Source organism: Nocardia sp. NPDC057455 (genome assembly GCF_042802775.1).
Taxonomy (GTDB): Bacteria; Actinomycetota; Actinomycetes; order Mycobacteriales; family Mycobacteriaceae; genus Nocardia.
This window is the reverse complement of record NZ_JBHVDM010000031.1, coordinates 1-19,212: the sequence shown is the minus strand read 5'-3', so window position 1 is coordinate 19,212 and position 19,212 is coordinate 1. Positions and strand designations below refer to the sequence as shown.

The window sequence follows — 19,212 nt, the reverse complement described above, 5'->3', positions numbered from 1 at the left end:
GGCGTTTCATCCATCCGAGGACGCGAGCGCGGCGGACACCGGCTCGTTGGAAATCGAAACGATGCCGTCGTCCACGCGCACCGCGTACACCGGCAGCATCGCCGATTCGTCGTCCAGGCAACGCCCGTCGACCAGAGAGAAAGCCTGCTTCAGCAGCGGCGAGGCCACGACGGGCACCCCACCGCGATCGCCGACGATCCCGCGCGACATGACTGCCGCCCGGCCGAACGGATCGATATTGCCGACGGCATACAGTATGCCGTTCTCCAGCAGGAACAGGGCGGCCTGTTGGCCGCCTTTCAGCAACACCGCAACGCCGCGGCCGGGAATCAAGTAGTCGAGACGGCAAGCCTGGGTCCACCCGGTGGTGGTAGCTGTGGCAATGCCGGGGGTATCGATCACGGTCATCGGTGTCATCCTCCAAACGCCTTACCCATTGGTACCGGCGTTCTGTTTCCAAGCGGTTAAGCGGTCATTTCCCCTGCGTGGCGACCGGAACTTTGGGCAGTCCCAGCAGGACGGGAACCTTCCGCTCGCCCGAATCGTCGAAGGAAATCGTCGGATCGGCCTCCTCCGGGGCGTTGACGAACGACACGAAGCGAGAAAGCTTCTCCTCGTCGTCCAGCACCGCGGCCCACTCGTCGCGGTAACCGGCGACGTGCTGAGCCATCGCCGCCTCCAGATCCTCGGCGATGCCGAGACTGTCCTCACAGATCACCTGCTCGAGGTAATCCATGCCGCCTTCCAGCGCCTCCTGCCACGGAGCGGTGCGCTGCAAACGGTCGGCGGTGCGGATGTAGAACATCAGGTACCGGTCGATGTACTTGATCAGCGTCTCGTCGTCGAGCTCACCGGCCAGCAGCACCGCGTGCTTCGGGGTGAGGCCGCCGTTGCCGCCGACGTAGAGGTTCCAGCCGTTCTCGGTGGCGATCACGCCGACGTCCTTGCCACGCGCCTCGGCGCATTCGCGGGCGCAGCCGGAGACCGCCAGCTTCAGCTTGTGCGGCGACCGCAGGCCACGGTAGCGCTTCTCCAGCAGCACGGCCATGCCGACCGAATCCTGCTGGCCGTAGCGGCACCAGGTGGAGCCCACGCAGCTCTTCACGGTGCGCAGCGACTTGCCGTACGCGTGGCCGGATTCCATGCCCGCGTCCACCAGCCGCTTCCAGATCAGCGGCAACTGCTCGACGCGCGCGCCGAACAGGTCGATGCGCTGGCCGCCGGTGACCTTCACGTACAGGCCGAATTCCTTGGCCACCTCGCCGATGGTGATCAACTGCTCGGCGGTGACCTCGCCACCGGGCATCCTGGGCACCACCGAGTAGGTGCCGTTCTTCTGCAGGTTGGCCAGGAAGTGGTCGTTGGTGTCCTGCAGCGCGGCCTGCTCGCCGTCGAGGATGTGGTCGCTCGAGGTGGAGGCGAGGATGGACGCGACGGTCGGCTTGCAGATGTCGCAGCCCGCGCCCTTGCCGTACTTGGTGATCAGGCCGGAGAAGGTGCGGATGCCGGTGACCTGGACGATCTGGAACAGCTCGGCGCGCGACTGCTCGAAGTGCTCGCACAGCGCCTTGGACATCTCCACGCCGGACTGCTCGAGCAGCTTCTTGAGCATGGGAACGCAACCGCCGCAGGAGGTTCCGGCGGTGGTGCAGCTCTTGATCGCCGGAACGTCGCAGGCGCCATCGGCGATCGCCCCGCAGATCGCGCCCTTCGACACGTTGTTGCATGAGCAGATCTGCGCGTCGTCGGGCAGCGCGTCGGCGCCCAACTCGGCGCCCGCGGGCGAGATCAGCGCGGCCGGTTCGGCCGGCAGCGGGCGGCCGACCAGCGGGCGCAGCGCCGAGTAGGCGGTGGCGTCGCCGACCAGGATGCCGCCGAGCAGGGTCTTCGCGTCGTCGGAGACGACCAGCTTGGCGTAGGTGCCCTTGGCCGCGTCGTGCAGCACGACCGACAGCGCGCCCTCGGTGACACCGTGCGCGTCACCGAAGCTGGCCACGTCGACACCCAGCAGCTTCAGCTTGGTCGACATGTCCGCGCCCGGGAACTCGCCCGAGCCGCCCAAGAGACGGTCGGCCACGATCTCGGCGGTGCTGTAGCCCGGCGCGACCAGGCCGTAGCACACGCCCTCGACGGCGGCGCATTCGCCGATGGCCCAGATGTTCGGGTCGGAGGTCTGCAGGCCGAGATCGGTGATGATGCCGCCACGGGGCCCGACCTCGATTCCCGAGTCACGGGCGATCTGGTCGCGCGGGCGCACACCCGCGGAGAACACCACCAGCCCGGCTTCGATCACCGTTTCGTCGGACAGGGTGACCTTCACCCCTTGGTCGGCCGCCTCGATCGAGGAGGTGCCGACGCCGGTGTGCACGTGCAGGCCCAAATCGGTGACCAGGCGCTCCAGGATGGCGCCGCCGCCCTCGTCGATCTGGGCGGGCATCAGCCGGGTGTTGTACTCCACCACGTGCGGGGTGAGCCCGAGCAGCCGCAGCGCGTTGGCGGCCTCCAGGCCGAGCAGACCGCCGCCGACCACCACGCCCACGGCGCCGGGACCGGCGGCTTCGGCGGCGGCGCGGATGCCGTCGAGGTCGTCGAGGGTGCGGTAGACGAAGCAGGCGGGATCGTCGTGGCCCGGCACCGGCGGCACGAACGGGTAGGAGCCGGTGGCCAGCACGAGCGCGTCGTAGGCGAGGATGTCGCCCGACGACGTGGTCACCTTGCGGGCCGCGCGGTCGATGGACTCGGCGCTCTGGCCCAGGCGCAGCTCGACCAGCTCGTCACCGGCGTACTCGTTGCCGGGCAGCGCGAGCGCACTCGCGTCCCAGGCGCCGACGTAGGACGAGAGGCCGACGCGGTCGTAGGCGGGCAGCTTCTCCTCGCTGAGGATGATCACCTGCCAGCGGCCTTCGGTGTCGCGCGAGCGCAGCGCCTCGACGAACCGGTGCCCGACCATTCCGTGGCCGACGACCACCGCGGTCTTGCGAGCGACTGTGGGGTTCATCTGTGGGTCCTCCTGGACTGGATCGGGTGTCAAGCGCGGGCCGACGAGCCGGCGGACGGAGACTGGGACGAGGATTGGCCTGCTTCGGCTTCGAGGACGAACGTCTCGGCCTCGGCCACGACATCGGATTCCGCGGGCAGACCCCGCAGGCTCGGACGGCGCAGGAACACCGCCCATACCACCAGGGCGCAGAGCACGTAGAAGGCCATGAACACCCAGAACGCGGTGGTGGCCGACTTGGTGGACGCGTAGGAGGAGCGCAGCACCAGGTTGATGCCCACGCCGCCGAGGGCGCCGATGGCGCCGACGAAGCCGATCAGCGCGCCGGAGGTGTTCTGCGACCAGGCCGACCGTTCGGCGGGCGTGGCGTCCAGGCTCCTGGACTTGGCCTCGAACACCGACGGGATGATCTTGGTGACCGACCCGTTGCCGATGCCGGAGAGCACGAACAGGGCGATGAAGCCGACGACGAGCGCGGTCATCACGGCCCCACTGGCCACCCCGTTGTTGTTGTCGGCCATCGTGCTGGCCACGGTGACCAGCACGGCAGCGGCCATCATGGCGCCGAAGACGTAGAGGGTGACGCGGCTGCCGCCGATGCGGTCGGCCCACTTGCCGCCGTAGGGCCGGGCCAGCGAGCCGAGCAGCGGACCGATGAACGCGATCTGCGCGGCGTGCAGCGTGGCCTGCGCGACGCTGTCGCCGCCCGCCCGGAAGCTGATCTGCAGGATCTGGCCGAAGGCGAAGCTGTAGCCGATGAACGAGCCGAAGGTGCCGATGTAGAGGAACGCGATCGCCCAGGACTGCGGCACCTTGAGGGCGGTGAGCATGTAGGACAGATCGGCCTTCTGGTTGGGCAGGTTGTCCATGAACAGCGCGGCGCCCAGTCCGGCGATCGCGATGAAGACCAGGTAAGCCGCGCAGATCAGCGAGGCGTAGCCGTTGCCGATGGTCGCGATCACCAGCAGGCCGATCAGCTGGATCACCGGAACGCCGATGTTGCCGCCACCCGCGTTCAAGCCCAGCGCCCAGCCCTTGAGCCGCTGCGGGTAGAACGCGTTGATGTTGGTCATCGAGGAGGCGAAGTTGCCACCGCCGAAGCCGGCGAAGCCCGCGACCACCAGGAACGTCGTGTACGAGGTGCCGGGCTGATTGACGAAGTACAGCGTGAGCAGCGTCGGGATCAGCAGCATCACCGCGCTGAACACGGTCCAGTTGCGCCCGCCGAATCGCGCGGTCGCCACGGTGTAGGGAATCCGCAGGAACGCGCCTACCAGGGTCGGCATGGCGACCAGGAAGAACTTGCCCGCCGGGTCGATGCCGAACTTCTCGGTCGGCATGAACAGCACCATCACCGACCAGATCGACCACACCGAGAAACCGACGTGCTCGGCGAAGACCGACCAGATCAGGTTGCGCCGGGCGATGTCCTTGCCGCCCGCTTCCCAGGCGGCGACGTCCTCCGCATCCCAATGCTCGATGCGCGGCCTGCGGAACTTCGTCCGTGTCAGCGCTTCCAGGCGGTTACGCGTCAGCGTGCTCAACGGGGCCTCCCAATGTCGGTTGGCTCCACGGTAGGAAAGGGGTATTGCCGAAATGCTGCGCGAAATGACCGTCAAATCAACGGTTGCTCACGATTACCGGCGATGCGGGGTGAGTTTCGCGGGAATGTTTCAGGCATGTGACACAACGGTTTCCATGGGTCACAAAAGGACCGAAATCGAATTCGGTGACCGGTGAGGTGTGACGCGCGCTACGTCGCGTAAATCGGATGCGCACATCCTGACCCTGTTCGCACAGCTCCGCAACCGGAGCTGTGAGTTTTCGCGCCGACGGCGCGGCGACTCAATTCCAGGTGTCTTCGAGCAGCCGCGGCTTGCACGCCTGCCAGGCGCCCGCGAGCAGCACCAGCACCGCCACGCCGAGCATCGCGAACGGAACCAGCCAGCCACCCGTCGCCGTGTGCAGCACGCCGAACAGCAGCGGACCCACGCAGGCCACCGCGTAGCCGACGCCCTGGGTGAAGCCGGACAGCGCGGCCGACCCGGCAGGCGTGCGAGTACGCAGGTTGATCAGCGTCAGCGCCATCGGGAAAGTGCTCGGGCCGAGTCCGAGCACGACGACCCACAGGATCGGCGCGGCCATCGGCGCGATCAGCAGCCCGGCGAACGCGAGGAAGAACAGCACCGCGCAGCCCACCACCACGGGGAACGGATTGCGGAACCGGGCGACCACGGTCGGCGCGGTGAGCGCGGCGACCAGGCCGACCACGGCGAACAGCCCGACCATGGCCCCGCCGTACGCGGCGCTCGCGCCCGCCTCGCCGAGGATCTTGGGCAACCACGTGAACATCGCATAGGTGGTGAGCGAAGTCATGCCGAACATGCCCGCCATTCCCCACGCGATCGGCGAGCGCCACACCCGCCCGGTAGGAGGCTGCTCCGGCACGGCCGACGTGTCCGCGCCGTCGTGTCCGCGCCGGGCGCGCAGCACCGCCAGCCACGGCACCGCCGCGGCGAAGCCCAGCAGGCCCCACACCCCGAGCGACACGCGCCACCCGTGCGCGTCCGCGACCGGGACCGCGGCGAAGGCGGGCACGACCGTGCCGAGTTGCACCATCACGATGTACAGCGAGCTGATCACGGCGAGGCGATCCGGGAAGTACCGCTTCACCAGCGGTGGGATCACCACGTTGCCGATGCCCATGCCCGCGAGCGCGAGGGCGGAGAAGACGAGCAGTTCGCCGGTGCCCGACATCAGCACCCGCAGCACCATGCCGGCGCCCGCCATCAACATGGCGGTCAGCGCGGTACGCTCCAGCCCGAGCCGGCCCGCGAGAACGGGGGTGAGCAGCCCGGACAGCGCGAACATGGCGGTGGGGATCATGCCGAAGACGCCGACAACCGCGGCGCCGTATCCGATCTCGGCGCCGATCCGCTCGGCCAGCGGACTGAACGCGGTGACCGCGACCCGCAGCGTGAGCGCCGACATCACGATGGCGGTGAGCACCAGCAGGCGCCCCTCGGTCAGCGCACGTCGACGGCGCTCGACCAGGACGGAATCCTGGCCAGGCGCGGTATCGGGCAAGGTCGCAGTCACCGAGAAATCATAGGATGACCGGATGATGAGCGGCAACGATTTGTGACGGGCGGTACTCTGTCGAGGTGCAACCCGTCCGGCGCACCAGCCTCATCGCCCAGGTGACCGACCAGCTGCGTGCCGAAATTCGTTCCGGCCGTTGGCCGATCGGCTCCCGCATCCCGACCGAGCCGGAGCTCACCGAGCTCACCGGCACCGGCCGCAACACGGTGCGCGAAGCCGTCCAGGCCCTCGTGCACGCCGGCATGCTGGAGCGTCGCCAAGGTTCCGGAACCTACGTCATCGCGGCCTCCGACCTCGGCGGCACCCTGGGCAAGTATTTCGCCGATGCCGAGGAACGCGACGTCCTGGAACTGCGCCTCGCGCTGGACGTCACCGCCGCGGGCCTGGCCGCGCGCCGCCGCGACGACTCCGACATCGCGAATCTGCTGCGCCTGCTGGCCGAACGCGACAAGAAGTGGGATGAGGATCCCGCCGCCGCGATCGAGGCGGACGTCCAGTTGCACCGCGCGATCGTCGTCGCGAGTCACAACGCGGTGTACCTCGAGTTCTACGATTCGCTGCTGCCGATCATCGAACAGGTCATCCGCGCACGGACTTCGAAGTCCGACGACTCCTATCCCGAGGAGCACGCCGCTTTGGTGCACGCGGTGATCGACGGCGATCCCGAACGGGCCGCCTCGGCGACGCGCTGCTTCCTCAACTCGCTCATCGCGGAATATCCGGACGCGCGATAAACGGCACCAGGTAACCGAGTGGTCACCATTCGGGGCCGCACGGTGTGAGTCGGATTTGCCGGGAACGTCATCGAGGGCCACGGGGACGCAACAAGCGGCTCATACCTTTATCTCGACCGTAGCCAGTCACTCGACAGCCGCCGGCGGCGCAGCCGCGATGAGGGCCGGTCGAGCCGAATCGAGAGGAAGCCGATGACCGCCGTAGCAGCCACCGGCCAGCAGTCGCAGACAACGACTTTCGAATATCAGAAACGTGGACGTTGGCTCGACCACTGGGATCCGGACAACGTGAAGTTCTGGGAATCCGGTGGCGCGAGAACCGCGCGCAAGAATTTGATGTTCTCCGTATTCGCCGAGAATCTCGGCTTCAGTATCTGGGTCATCTGGGGCACCGTCGTCACCAGCATGGGCGCCGCCGGATTCGACTTCCTCGCCGGCCTCGGCAAGGGCAACCCCGTCGCGGTGAGCAACGCGCTGTTGCTCACCTCGACCCCTACCCTGGTCGGCGCCGCGCTGCGCATTCCGTACACCTTCGCCATCCCCCGCTTCGGCGGCCGCGCGTTCACCGTGTTCAGCGCGGGAATGCTGCTGATTCCGACGCTCGGCTTGGCCTACTTCGTCAACCAACCGGGTACGCCGATGTGGGTGTTCCTGGTGCTGGCGGCGCTCGCCGGCGTCGGCGGCGGCAACTTCTCCTCCTCGATGGCCAACATCAACTTCTTCTTCCCCGAGGGCAAGAAGGGTGCGGCGCTGGGCATCAACGCCGCGGGCGGCAACCTCGGCGTCGCCCAGACACAGCTCGTGCTGCCGCTGCTGATCACCTTCGGCACGCACCTCATGGCGAAGGACCCGGGCGGCTACCGCTTCGGCATCACGCTCTCGGTCCTGGTCTGGGTGCCGTTCATCCTGGCCGCGGCCTTCGGCGCGCTGCGCTACATGGACAGCATCAGCACCGCCAAGTCCGACGGCAGGTCCTACCGGCTCGCGCTCACCAACCGGCACACCTGGGTGATGGCGATCCTCTACATCGGCACCTTCGGCTCGTTCATCGGCTTCTCCTTCGCCTTCCCGACGCTGATCAAGGCCAATTTCCCGGACTTGGCCAAGATCGGCTGGATCACCACGCTCGGTAACCTCGCGTTCCTCGGCGCGCTGGTCGGGTCGTTCAGCAGGCCGTTCGGCGGCTGGGTGTCCGACAAGGTCGGCGGCGCGAAGATCACCCTGTACGTCTTCGGCGGCATGGCGATCGCGGTCGGCCTGATCATGGCCGGGCTGGAACTGAAGAGCTTCCCGCTCTACCTGATGGCGTTCCTGCTGTTGTTCGTGCTCACCGGTATCGGCAACGGCTCGACCTATCGGATGATCCCGACCATCTTCAGCGCGGAGTCCAAGAAGTACGCCTCCGAGCACGGCCTGGACGCGGCCGAAGCCGCCGCCTCGGCCAAACGCCAGGCGGGCGCGGCGATCGGCGTCATCGGCGCGGTCGGCGCTTCCGGCGGCTGGCTGTTGCAGCAGGCCCTGCGGCTGTCCAACACCCACCTGCACAGCATGGCTCCGGCCTTCTGGGCCTACGCCGGGGCCTTCCTGGTCATGGCCGCCGTCACCTGGTGGTTCTACCTGCGGTCCACGTTCGCCATCCAGCGCGTTCCCTCGCTGGCCTACGCGAACGTCTGACCGCCCCAGCCGGTCCCGCGGCCCGGACACCGCGGGACACGGGCGTCACCACCGCCGTTCCCCTCCGGCGGAGCCGCCCACCCGAACGTCCGCCCGTCGCCCGGTGAAATCTCGGGTCCAGCAATGGGTTCCGGCCTATTCCGGGACGATGGGCGGACGTTCGGCTTTTCCGTTCTGCCGAGCCCGCTCGATCATTCGAGAAACGGCATCAGCGGTATCCGCTCGCTCGGCCACAGCGATCAGTGCGGTAGGTGGACCCCGTCGCGTACTTCCTTGACGGTCTTGGCGATCATCTGTTGCAGGGTGGCGGCGATGCGCTCGGCGGTGGTGGGTTTGATCGTCACCAGATCGGTGCCGAAAGTGACGTAGCGGCCGTCTTTTTCGACGTCGTTGAGCTGAAAATCCTTGCGCCCTTCGATGTGCCGATTGTCCACGCTGCCCATCGCGTAGACGCCGACGTGACCGATCAAGGTCATCGCACGGGTGAAGAACCGCTCGAACTCCTCGCGCGGCGTCGGCCGCCAAGCATCGCGGACCGGCGGACGCGGACGTGCCAGCTCCTCCGCGGAAGCCTGCAATTGCTTGCCCTGCCCCGGCCCGCAGGCGGGGAACACGTCGACCACAGCCCGCGCCACCGCACCGGCGGACAGCAACGTCAACACCACATCGCCGCCGTGCTCGAGGTCCGGTCCCGGTTCCTGCACCGCGATCGCGCCGTGCTCGTAGTGCACTCCCGCATGCGCCCGCAGCTTGCGGTCCCGTCGTGCACCGGCGAACCCGGCCACCTCGACCCGGGCCTCCGGCGCCAACAGCACTTCCACCGCACGCAGCAGATCGTCATCGATGCGCGGGCGCAGCGACTGCGCCGCCACCTGCCGCAAACGCAAACTCTCCGAACGGAATTCCGTCGTGTACTGGTGCTGCAAGGGATACGGCAGCACGTCCCGGCCGGTGGACTCCCACAGCGTCCGGAATTCGAGCGCGGTGAACCGCCAGCTCTGCACCTCGGGCATCGATGACGTCCTTACCGCTGGCTGTCACCGATGACCGGCGGGACCGTCCGGGGCAGATCGTCGAGCCCCATGAGTTCATTGCCGTGTTCCTGGGTGATCAGGTAGTCCGGGATCCCCTTGGTGGATTCCTCGTCGGACTTGCCGCCGCGCGCACCGGGGGACATTCCACCCATGCCGCTCGTACCGGCGCGGCCGGGCGAAGCACCGGTCCGCGCGGCAGCCGGAACAGCGTTGGGGTTGTTCGGTGCACCTTTGGCGGGAACCGAGACACCCGGCGAGTTCGGAGCAGTGGGACTCCCCGGACTGCTCGGCGTGCTCAGGTGCGGGCTGCCGGGACTACTCGGCGATGTGCTGGGCGTGGGCGTCGTCGAGGCAGGTGTCGTCGAGGCGGGTGCGGTGGAAGACGGTGTGGTCGAATCCTGCGTGGTAGACGCCGGGTCGGTAGTCGACTGCGGTGTTTCGGAGGTGTTGTCCGAAGACTCGGTGCTCGACGGAGTCGTCGGGTCGTCGGTGGGGTTCGTATCGGAGGGATTCGAGCTGGGCGAAGACGTCCCCGAGGGATTTCCACTGCCATTGTTCGTGCCGCGAGGAGTGCTGCCGTCGTCGGTGCCACTCGGATTCGTAGCAGGGCGAGGAATCACGGGCACGTTGGTATCGGACTCCATGACGACCGGGGAGTAGACGGTCCGCAGCACCCGCAATGCCTCGGTCTTCGCGTTGTACTCGGCGACGTCGTCATTGCGCCAATCTCTCCCGGCCACCCAGGAACGGAGGTTGTCCCATCCACTGCGATGATCCGGCGCGTGCGGCACCAGCTGTTTGGTCGGCTCCAGCCCCGTCAGCAATTCGGACAGCTTGTTGCCGGTCAGCCGGGCCGCGTTCGAAACCTGCGCGCCTTGCGCGGCATAGTCACCGACCGCGCTCGCCGCGGCATTGCGCGCCTCGCCCCGCCACACGCTGTCGTCGGTGGCCCGCTTCATCGCCTTCGTGAAGTTGTCCAACGAGGTCTGGTGCCGATCGGCGATGGTGTTCCACGCGGCCACCAGATCGCCGACTGCCTTCAGATCGATTCGATCGACCTTCTGGCGCAGCGTGGCGACATCGTGCCGCTCGAACTCGTCCGCGTCCAGAACTTCCCTCGGCCGGAATTCACCCTGGAATTCGACATCGGCAGCCCGGCTGCGCACACCATCGCGCTGCTGGTTGTACTTGCCCTGCACCTCGGCCGCATCGACCTTGGGCTGCGGCTCCTCACCCGCAATCCAATTTTGGAGACTGCGTACCATCGCCGAACCCAACCCCTGGTCGATCTGGAAGACCGGCATGCCGCCGTACGGGTTACCCATCAGCGCACCTGCTCGGTGGTGTTGGCGAACTGCGTCGCGTTCTCGACGTCCTGCCCGGTGATGCGCTTGAACGAGATCGCCATGACTTCTCGCATGTTCTGCACCGTCTCGATGTGCTCCCGAATGACCTGGTCGATGGAATTAGACTCCCCCGTGGCCTGTTTCAAAAACTTTTTGCTCAACGCAGCGGCCATGGTGAAATCCCCGAAACCGGAGATGTTTTGAACTCCTTGTGTCGAGGAGAGAATCCTGTTCAATTCGGCGAGACGCTCATCGCATGCCTTGGCGCATAGGTATGCGGCGTTCTCATCATCGAGATACAGCTCCCCCGCGCGTGCCTGACCGGCCAGGTTCCTCCAAGTTGCCGCGTTGCCCTCGCTCATCGGAAATCCCTCCCCAGTTATTGCGGCAATACCGGCACGATAGCGCCGCCTACCCTGTATAAGGTTGCACAAGGTTCCTCGAGGTTGTTGATCGAGGCCTTGTTGGAGACGCGAAGCTGAATCACACCCTGACGCGCCGGAAACAGGACGTCACAGAGCAGGTCCTTCGATGCGCCTTCGACCTTGAATTGCCGTCCGGCACGACCGGCGACTGTCACGTCCCGGAAGTCGACGTTGCCAGGTTTGTTCTCGAAATCCGAAACCGTACGGGCAGTAGTGAACACTGAGACGAAGTATCGGGAACCTTCCCAATTACAGATTTCCCAGCCGGACTGAGGCACCCCGGCGATGCCGGGCTCCTCGGTGGCCGGATCGACCCCAGCCCCCCGCAGAGCATCGTCGGGAATCTCCGTACACGGGTTGAACAGAGCCTGCGCCGCAGTGGTGCTGGAACTCGTCGTGGGCGATCCGCTCGTGGTGTCCTCACAGCCGACAACCCCCGTCGCCAGCGCACCGATAAGCAGTGTCAACATGATTCGACGACTCATCCCCACCCTCTCGACCCGCGACGACTCAGGTTCGCCAACATTAGCAGACAGCCAGTCGGCGTCTCCTTGCCCGCGCTGGTCCTGAGGTGTCCGTGGCCTGCCGGGTACGACGCGCCTGCGCCTCGGATGCCGCACGCTGCCGGAACAGCTCTTCGCGATTGGGGGTCGGCGGGTTCGGTCCCGGATCTAGGGTGGCAGTGCAGTAACGAGCTGAACGAAAGCTAGGACATACGACTGAGTTCGACAAATTATCGAAGGAGCTGAATCGATGAAGTTTGGCAAGATCGCAGCCGGGTTCGCGCTGGCCGCTGCCGCAATCTCTGTCGCTCCCGCCGTTGCCTCCGCTGATGATCCGGAGTTTCCACGCAACGGCGTCATCCCGCCGGGGACCTACCACATCGCGCGGAATCCCTCCAATGTGGTCGGGTCACCGATCGAGAACTGCGACCTGCAAGTCTTCGTGGATGGCAGGACGGTGGTGCTGGTTTGCGGCACCTCGAGCCGGGGCGGGCATCAGACGCCGGTCGGCCCGGACGAGACGTACGTTTCGTTCGACTTCGTGCCCTTCGGGCTCGACCTGCGTGATATCGACCCCCGGCAGGGGATCTGGACCGGAACGGTGAACATCGCCGGAACGCCGATCATCGCTCCGTACCCGCTGGCAGGAGTCTGGCTCAGCCGCCGCTGAGTCGGCCGCCACCAACTGCGTTGTGCGTCACGACTCCCGCCAGGAAACGAGACGGCAACGAATGGTCCGGACGTCGGTTCCGCAGCCGACATCCGGGCCATCCGTCTCAATGTCACAGATCCGAGCGCGAATTGAACGCACCATCCGTAACGTAGGCGGTGAAGGAGTTCCAATCGCCCGGCGTGAAGATCAGTGCCGGACCGGTCGGGTTCTTCGAATCACGGACACCGACGTGACCAGCATCGAGCCACGCGACTTCGACGCACGCATCGGCCTCGCCACTGTGGACGGACTTGAACCACTTCGCTCCGGATAGGTCGATGATCATTGTTCGCATCTCCTGGCCATGTTTCTGAGCAAGTCTCTCGATCGTTGCTCCTCGAGTGCAGCACCATTGACGGCTTCGTGAATCACCCGGAAGCGGTTCACATCGTCCTCCTCCTCGAAAATCATTGTTCCTATCGCACCTTCGGTGTAGACAACGGACGGTTCGTTATGCGGGAAGTCGATGATGATGTACGGCGGTACGGCCAATCCTCCGGGGAAGCCAGCGGTGAAGGGAACGACTCGAATCGAGATGTTCTCTCGCGTCCCCATATCAGCAAGATGGCGGTATTGCGAAGACATGATTCGCGTAGAACCGACAACCGTACGCAGAGCCGACTCATGCACCAGGAATTCGGCGCGCATCGGTTTGTGCTTTCGAGTCAGTATCGCTGATCGTTGTATTCTCCGTTCCACGAGCCAGTCGGCCTCTTCGGAGGAGCCCATCGACGTGGACGATCGCACGCTGCGGGCATAGTCGGGAGTCTGCAACAGTCCCGGTATGATGAGCGTTTGGAAGAAGTGCAATTCTGTTGCCGCAGCTTCTAATTGAAGATACGTGTTGAACCCCGGTCGTACCAGATCCCGGAAGTCTTCCCACCACGGTTTCACACGTGCTTGCTCGGCAAGCGATTTCAGGTACTCGGTCCGCTCTTGCGATAGCCCGTAGTACTGGCAGATGAACTCGATGTCTCGAACCTTGATCTTCTCGTTCTGCCCCAGCTCCAGCCGTCCGAGCGACGATCGGCTGATCTCCAAAACCTCGGCTACCTGCTCGAGGGTATATCCGTTGGCCTGACGCGCGTCGCGCAGTGCGCGGCCCAACTGGCGACGCGGCAGCGTCGTCCGGCTGATGTCCGACTTGCTACCGACCATTTCCGCTGTGTCCTCCCCTACTATCCCACGGTCTTCCTTGCTTTTTCCCACGCCGAGAATCGACGTGCGCCCAACTCGGGAAGCGTTCAGCGCGTATGCACCGGTTGCTGAGCACCGGCCGTTTCGAGCCTCCCCTCGCGCGCACGCCCCGCAGCATATGCACATGGCCGAACCACACGGAACAAATCTCGATTTCGTGACGAATTCCCGCACAGCGGAGCCCGATACACGCAATCACCAGCCCGCAGGACCCGGCACGGAGTCGCACCCTCAGGAACGCCGGGCGGCGCTGCTCGTTCCGCCCGGCATGTGCCACCAGGCGGACGCGCGACTGGCACACGAGCAGATGCGGGCCCACCTGGGCTGCCGAATCGAGCGGTGCGCATGGAAGGCGGCGGCGTATCGCACGCTGGTGATCACGGGACGACTGACACCGCAGGCGGTCAGTCATCGCGAACGCGCCGCCGCACGGGGCATGGACTTCCCGTCACATGACGGAACCCGTAGCGCCGAACATACTCTCGACGTGCACACGATTCAGGCGGTGCTGGAGCGGTTGTCGACGTTGACGCCGCCGCCTGAAACTTTGCGGGGGTGACCCAGGGTGCATCGAACCACGATGGGAGCCGCGCAGGCTTGCTGGCGGGTAGTGGGAAGCCGCATCGAAGTCGTATTCCTGCGCGACGAAGCCGACCCGGCACCTGCCTACCGGCTGCGCAACAACGGCGATACGGTGCCGATTCCATTGGGCCAGAACGGTTTCATCGCCTTCGACGAGCGCGCGTTGCCCGATCTGGCGCAGGTGCGCGAATGGTTCCCGCGCCACTTCCGCCTCTGGGACGCCGTACGCGCCCAGTTCTGGGAAGTTGTGCTGTCTACAGGCGGGGCACGCACCACGGATCTTCCCCTACCGCCCCGGCCGGGCGACTGCGCGTGACCGAGTCCACCACCCCGCACAAGTGACCGAGAGCGAAATGTCCAAGCGACGAAATCAACCGCGACCCGAGTCGCGAAAGACGCGCACCCCCATCCGATACCCATCCCGGCGCACGATCGACTCGATACTCACCGCGATGATGGCCGAACGCCGCGCAGACTCCGCCGGCACCGACACCGTGCACTTCTGGGGGTTCGCCCACACCGGGAACTCCACCGCACAGGACGCGGCGCACACCGCGATAGTGCTCGATCCCGACGCCGAGCGCTCCCCCATCCTGGATTCGGCCGAATGGCTGATCCGGCGATTCACCCGCCGCGTGTGGGGCTTCGGCCTGGCCTACCTGACGGTGGGCGAGATCTTCCCCGGAGCCGACGGCGTCCCGCCGGACGCGATACAGGCCGCGAAGGCGGGCCGGTTGAGCGAACGCGCCACTGCCGACCCCATGTGCGCGGCAACGATTTTCGATGCCAGGGGACGCGCCTACACGGCACTGACCTACACCCACCTGCCCGAACTCGGACCTACACCCACCTGGGTGAATGACACCCGGAAGTCCACCGACACCTGGGTCGCACTTTTCGACCAGCGCGCCGTCGCGGCACACGTCTGGGCGGCGGCCATAACGCTGGATCCGCAGGCGAACCATGCAGCCATAGCACGCCTACGGTCGCACTGAATCGGCTCGGACTTTCAGCCCTGAAGGCGGATCGGTAATTGTGTTGGCCCCGCCTGGGCGCGTTGTTATCGTGTGAGCGTGAATTCCCCGGAGGCGTCCAGACGATAGCCGCCCGGCATACGTGCTCGGCGGCGTTGTGAATGCAGAAACTGCTGGTCGTAGCGCGACAGGCAGATTTTTCGCGACGCCGGACGACGTTTGTTTCTCCGCGATCGGGCGACGATTCGCCCGATTCCGCGACCATCTCGGGCGCCGTGTCGGCTGCGCTGCGCCCTTATCCGGGGAGTTGTCCTTCTATGCCCATTGTGGTGTTCGTGCTGGCTGTCGCGGTGTTCGCGCAGGGCACGTCCGAATTCATGGTGTCGGGGTTGCTGGAGCGGATCGCCGACGATCTCGAGGTCTCACTCGGCACAGCCGGTCTGCTGACCTCGCTGTTCGCGGCGGGCATGGTGCTCGGCGCACCGGCGATGGCGGTGGCGGCGGGCCGGTTGCCGGTCCGGCATTCGGTAGCGGCGTTCTTGGCGGTGTTCTGCGCGACTCATATCGCCGGTGCGGTGACCAGCGATTTCGCGGTGCTGCTGACGACCCGGGTCGTCGCGGCGGTCGCCAACGCGGGGTTCCTGGCCATCGCGCTGGCCGCTCTGCCGGGCTTGGTCGATCCGGCCGTGGTGGGCCGCGCGACTTCTGTTGTGGTGTCCGGGGTGACCGTGGCCGGCATCGCCGGTGTGCCGGCCGGGACTTTGCTGGGACAGGTGTGGGGTTGGCGCGCCGCGTTCTGGGCCGTCGCCGTCATCAGCGGTGCTGTGGTGATCCCGGTGTGGGCGATGGTGCCTCGCACTGTGCGCGCCGGTGATCGGCCGACGCCCCGGGGACCCTCTTCGGTGCAGGAGTGGACGGTGCTCGGCACACGCCCGGTTCTCGTCGCGGTCCTGGTCGCGATACTGGTGAACGCCGCGACGTTCGCGGGGTTCACGTTCCTCGGTTCGATCACCGCCGGGCTCGCCGAGCCGGGCAGCCGCTGGGTTCCGATCGTGCTGGCCTTGTTCGGCGTCGGATCGTTCGTCGGCGTGACGTTCACCGGCCGCTACAGCGACCGTCATCGAGAGCGGATCGTCACGCTCGGCACGAGCGGGCTCGTCGGAGTGTGGCTACTGGCCGCTTCGACCGCGCACACCCTGCCCGGAGTGGCGATCATGGCGACGGTGTCCGGGGCGATCGCGTTCGGGGTGGGATCAACGCTGATCGCGACGATCGTGCAGACCGCCGCGCCCACCGCGCCACGAATCGCGGGCGCGCTGGCCACCACCGCGTTCAATATCGGCGCTGTTCTCGGCCCCGCCGCCGCCGCTGTGGTCGTCGACCACACCGGTCAGCCCGCGAAGGCGTTGTGGTGCGGCACCGCCTTCACGATCGCCGCGATGGCTGTCGTCCTGACCTCGCAAAGGCCGATCGCACCCCGAGTGGCGACCGCCGCGGCCCCGGCAGGCGACCCGATCGAGTGAAGCTGACGAATTACCGCTAATAGACTTGACGAACCGCATATCGAGATGCCACTATCAATATGGGAAGACACGAGAAATCATGTGTCTATTTCTTGATGTCCTCGACATCGGCCAAGTTTGGGTGTAATTTAAGGCTTCGCGCCGGGTCGCGTGCTGTCCAACTCTCGAAATACGAAATGACTGTGGAAAGTGGCACTGTCGGCGTGCCACCTTCTACCCGTTGTTGTCGAGGCATGTTCGGGCACCTCCCAGCACGGTGCGTACAGGAGAAATACCGCCCACAGGACAAGCAGATACCGTGACGACCACGCGAACGCGTGGGCGGCGCGAGGTGCTGGAAGGACGCATCTTGACAATCTCGAGTCAGGCCGACGTCGATGCCGGAATGCCCGCCGATACCGGAGTCTCCGGGGCGCCTGAGCGGGTCTCGTTCGCCAAAATTCGTGAGCCCCTCGATGTTCCGGGGCTGCTGGATATCCAGATCGATTCGTTCGAATGGTTGATCGGTGCGCCCGCCCGGCACGACCGGGCGGCGGCGCGCGGCGACGCACGGGCGGGCGGATTGTCGGAAGTGCTCGAAGAGCTCTCCCCGATCGAGGATTTCGCCGCGACGATGTCGCTCACGCTCTCCGATCCCCGCTTCGAGGAGGTCAAGGCCTCGATCGATGAGTGCAAAGACAAGGACATGACGTATGCGGCTCCGCTGTTCGTGACGGCGGAGTTCATCAACAACAACACTGGTGAGATCAAGAGCCAGACGGTCTTCATGGGTGATTTCCCGATGATGACCGACAAGGGCACGTTCATCATCAACGGCACCGAGCGTGTCGTGGTGTCGCAGCTGGTGCGTTCGCCGGGTGTGTACTTCGACCACGATGTCGACAAGGGCACGGAGAAGGATCTGCACAGTGTGCGGGTCATCCCGTCGCGCGGTGCGTGGCTGGAGTTCGACGTGGACAAGCGCGACACCGTGGGTGTGCGCATCGACCGCAAGCGTCGCCAGCCCGTGACGGTGCTGCTCAAAGCGCTCGGCTGGACGAGTGAACGGATCCGGGAGCGGTTCGGTTTCTCCGAGGTCATGATGACGTCGCTGGAGAAGGACAACACCCCGGGCACCGATGAGGCGCTGCTCGATATCCATCGCAAGCTGCGTCCGGGCGAGCCGCCGACCAAGGAGTCCGCGCAGACCCTGCTGGAGAACTTGTTCTTCAAGGAGAAGCGCTACGACCTGGCGCGCGTCGGTCGCTACAAGATCAACAAGAAGCTCGGCATCCGCACCGGCGAAGCCGTCGGCTCACCCGTGCTCGCCGAGGAAGACATCGTCACGATCATCGAATACCTGCTGCGCCTGCACGCGGGTGACAAGACCATGACCGCCCCCGGTGGCGTGGAGGTCCGGGTCGAGGTCGATGACATCGATCATTTCGGTAACCGTCGCCTGCGCACCGTCGGCGAGCTGATCCAGAACCAGATGCGAATCGGCCTCTCTCGCATGGAGCGTGTGGTTCGCGAGCGGATGACCACTCAGGATGTCGAGGCGATCACGCCGCAGACCCTGATGAACATCCGCCCGGTCGTCGCCGCGATCAAGGAGTTCTTCGGAACCTCGCAGATGTCGGTATTTCTGGATGAGCGCAACCCGCTCGCGAGTCTGACCCAGAAACGCCGCCTCTCGGCGCTGGGCCCGGGTGGCCTGACCCGGGAGCGCGCCGGTCTGGAAGTCCGCGATGTGCATTACAGCCATTACGGCCGGATGTGCCCGATCGAGACCCCGGAAGGCCCGAACATCGGGTTGATCGGTTATCTGTCGGTGTACGCGCGGGTGAATCCGTTCGGCTTCATCGAGACCCCGTACCGGAAAGTGGTGAACGGCAGGGTGACCGACGAGGTCGACTACCTGACCGCCGACCAGGAAGACCTGCACGTCGTGGCGCAGGCGAACGAGCCACTCGATGCCGAGGGGCACTTCGTCGCGCCGCGAATCGCGGTGCGTCGCAGAAATTCCGAAGTCGAGCTCGTCGAATCCGCCCGAGTCGACTACATGGACGTCTCGCCGCGTCAGATGGTGTCGGTCGCGACCGCGATGATCCCGTTCCTCGAGCACGACGACGCCAACCGCGCCCTGATGGGCGCGAACATGCAAAAGCAGGCGGTTCCGCTGATTCGCTCCGAGGCCCCGCTGGTCGGCACCGGTATGGAATTACGCGCGGCGATAGATGCCGGCGATGTAGTGGTGAACGAACAGGCCGGTGTGGTCGAGGAAGTCTCCGCCGACTACATCACCGTCATGCAGGACGATGGCATCCGACGCAGCTATCGGATGCGGAAGTTCAACCGTTCGAATCAGGGCACCTGTTCGAATCAGCGTCCGATCGTGGACGAGGGTCAGCGGGTGGAGCGTGGTCAGG

At 65.8% G+C, this 19,212-nt stretch carries 18 protein-coding genes; 8 read left to right on the top strand and 10 right to left on the bottom strand.

Annotated features, from left to right (window positions below; translation table 11 throughout):
- Positions 1-6 precede the first annotated feature (6 nt).
- The 4 genes from nirD to ACFU5M_RS15145 form a co-directional block, all read right to left on the bottom strand.
- Positions 7-408, bottom strand: coding sequence for a nitrite reductase small subunit NirD (gene nirD, locus ACFU5M_RS15160; RefSeq protein ID WP_379049056.1), 402 nt, complete (start codon positions 406-408; stop codon positions 7-9).
- 64 nt (positions 409-472) lie between these two features.
- A complete protein-coding gene (gene nirB / locus ACFU5M_RS15155; RefSeq protein ID WP_379049055.1) occupies positions 473-2,998 on the bottom strand; it encodes a nitrite reductase large subunit NirB in 2,526 nt (841 codons plus the stop codon).
- Positions 2,999-3,027: 29 nt separating this feature from the next.
- Positions 3,028-4,533: a nitrate/nitrite transporter gene (locus ACFU5M_RS15150; protein WP_379049104.1), complete on the bottom strand. Its 1,506-nt coding sequence runs from the start codon at positions 4,531-4,533 to the stop codon at positions 3,028-3,030.
- A 310-nt stretch (positions 4,534-4,843) separates the two neighbouring features.
- On the bottom strand, positions 4,844-6,097 hold the full coding sequence (locus ACFU5M_RS15145; RefSeq protein ID WP_379049054.1) for an MFS transporter: 1,254 nt from the start codon (positions 6,095-6,097) through the stop codon (positions 4,844-4,846).
- A 65-nt stretch (positions 6,098-6,162) separates the two neighbouring features.
- Here ACFU5M_RS15145 and ACFU5M_RS15140 point away from each other — a divergent pair, with 65 nt between their 5' ends.
- Entirely contained in the window at positions 6,163-6,834 is a 672-nt protein-coding gene (locus tag ACFU5M_RS15140) for a FadR/GntR family transcriptional regulator (RefSeq protein ID WP_379049053.1), read from the top strand.
- Between the two features lie 192 nt (positions 6,835-7,026).
- Positions 7,027-8,508, top strand: coding sequence for an MFS transporter (locus ACFU5M_RS15135; protein ID WP_379049052.1), 1,482 nt, complete (start codon positions 7,027-7,029; stop codon positions 8,506-8,508).
- A 239-nt stretch (positions 8,509-8,747) separates the two neighbouring features.
- Here ACFU5M_RS15135 and ACFU5M_RS15130 read toward each other — a convergent pair whose 3' ends face one another.
- Genes ACFU5M_RS15130 through ACFU5M_RS15115 form a run of 4 tightly spaced genes read right to left on the bottom strand, consistent with a single transcriptional unit; the run spans position 8,748 to position 11,783 of the window.
- Complete coding sequence (locus ACFU5M_RS15130; protein ID WP_379049051.1) at positions 8,748-9,521, bottom strand: ESX secretion-associated protein EspG; 774 nt, start codon at positions 9,519-9,521, stop codon at positions 8,748-8,750.
- Between the two features lie 11 nt (positions 9,522-9,532).
- Positions 9,533-10,867 (bottom strand): hypothetical protein, encoded by a 1,335-nt coding sequence (locus tag ACFU5M_RS15125; RefSeq protein WP_379049050.1) that lies wholly within the window; start codon positions 10,865-10,867, stop codon positions 9,533-9,535.
- The gene (locus ACFU5M_RS15120; RefSeq protein ID WP_379049049.1) at positions 10,867-11,250 is read right to left on the bottom strand and encodes a hypothetical protein; all 384 of its coding nucleotides are present in this window, start codon (positions 11,248-11,250) and stop codon (positions 10,867-10,869) included. Before ACFU5M_RS15120 ends, ACFU5M_RS15125 begins: the two co-directional genes overlap by 1 nt.
- A gap of 17 nt (positions 11,251-11,267) precedes the next feature.
- The gene (locus ACFU5M_RS15115) at positions 11,268-11,783 is read right to left on the bottom strand and encodes a DUF3558 domain-containing protein (RefSeq protein WP_379049048.1); all 516 of its coding nucleotides are present in this window, start codon (positions 11,781-11,783) and stop codon (positions 11,268-11,270) included.
- Between the two features lie 283 nt (positions 11,784-12,066).
- Here ACFU5M_RS15115 and ACFU5M_RS15110 point away from each other — a divergent pair, with 283 nt between their 5' ends.
- Complete coding sequence (locus ACFU5M_RS15110; RefSeq protein ID WP_379049047.1) at positions 12,067-12,486, top strand: hypothetical protein; 420 nt, start codon at positions 12,067-12,069, stop codon at positions 12,484-12,486.
- Between the two features lie 112 nt (positions 12,487-12,598).
- Here the strand turns inward: ACFU5M_RS15110 and ACFU5M_RS15105 are convergent, their stop codons facing one another.
- The gene (locus ACFU5M_RS15105; RefSeq protein ID WP_379049046.1) at positions 12,599-12,814 is read right to left on the bottom strand and encodes a DUF397 domain-containing protein; all 216 of its coding nucleotides are present in this window, start codon (positions 12,812-12,814) and stop codon (positions 12,599-12,601) included.
- Positions 12,811-13,686, bottom strand: a complete 876-nt coding sequence (locus ACFU5M_RS15100) for a helix-turn-helix domain-containing protein (protein WP_379049045.1) — start codon at positions 13,684-13,686, stop codon at positions 12,811-12,813. The genes ACFU5M_RS15105 and ACFU5M_RS15100 overlap by 4 nt, the downstream gene beginning before the upstream one ends.
- Positions 13,687-13,849: 163 nt before the next feature.
- Here ACFU5M_RS15100 and ACFU5M_RS15095 point away from each other — a divergent pair, with 163 nt between their 5' ends.
- The 5 genes from ACFU5M_RS15095 to ACFU5M_RS15075 all read left to right on the top strand — a co-directional run.
- Positions 13,850-14,284: a hypothetical protein gene (locus tag ACFU5M_RS15095; RefSeq protein WP_379049044.1), complete on the top strand. Its 435-nt coding sequence runs from the start codon at positions 13,850-13,852 to the stop codon at positions 14,282-14,284.
- A gap of 6 nt (positions 14,285-14,290) precedes the next feature.
- Positions 14,291-14,623 (top strand): hypothetical protein, encoded by a 333-nt coding sequence (locus tag ACFU5M_RS15090; RefSeq protein WP_379049043.1) that lies wholly within the window; start codon positions 14,291-14,293, stop codon positions 14,621-14,623.
- Between the two features lie 136 nt (positions 14,624-14,759).
- A complete protein-coding gene (locus ACFU5M_RS15085) occupies positions 14,760-15,302 on the top strand; it encodes a hypothetical protein (protein WP_379049042.1) in 543 nt (180 codons plus the stop codon).
- 296 nt (positions 15,303-15,598) lie between these two features.
- Positions 15,599-16,804 carry a Cmx/CmrA family chloramphenicol efflux MFS transporter gene (locus tag ACFU5M_RS15080; protein ID WP_379049041.1) on the top strand — a complete coding sequence of 402 codons (1,206 nt, stop codon included), beginning with the start codon at positions 15,599-15,601 and terminating at the stop codon, positions 16,802-16,804.
- Between the two features lie 331 nt (positions 16,805-17,135).
- The coding region (locus ACFU5M_RS15075; RefSeq protein ID WP_379049103.1) for a DNA-directed RNA polymerase subunit beta at positions 17,136-19,212 on the top strand (2,077 nt) is incomplete at its 3' end.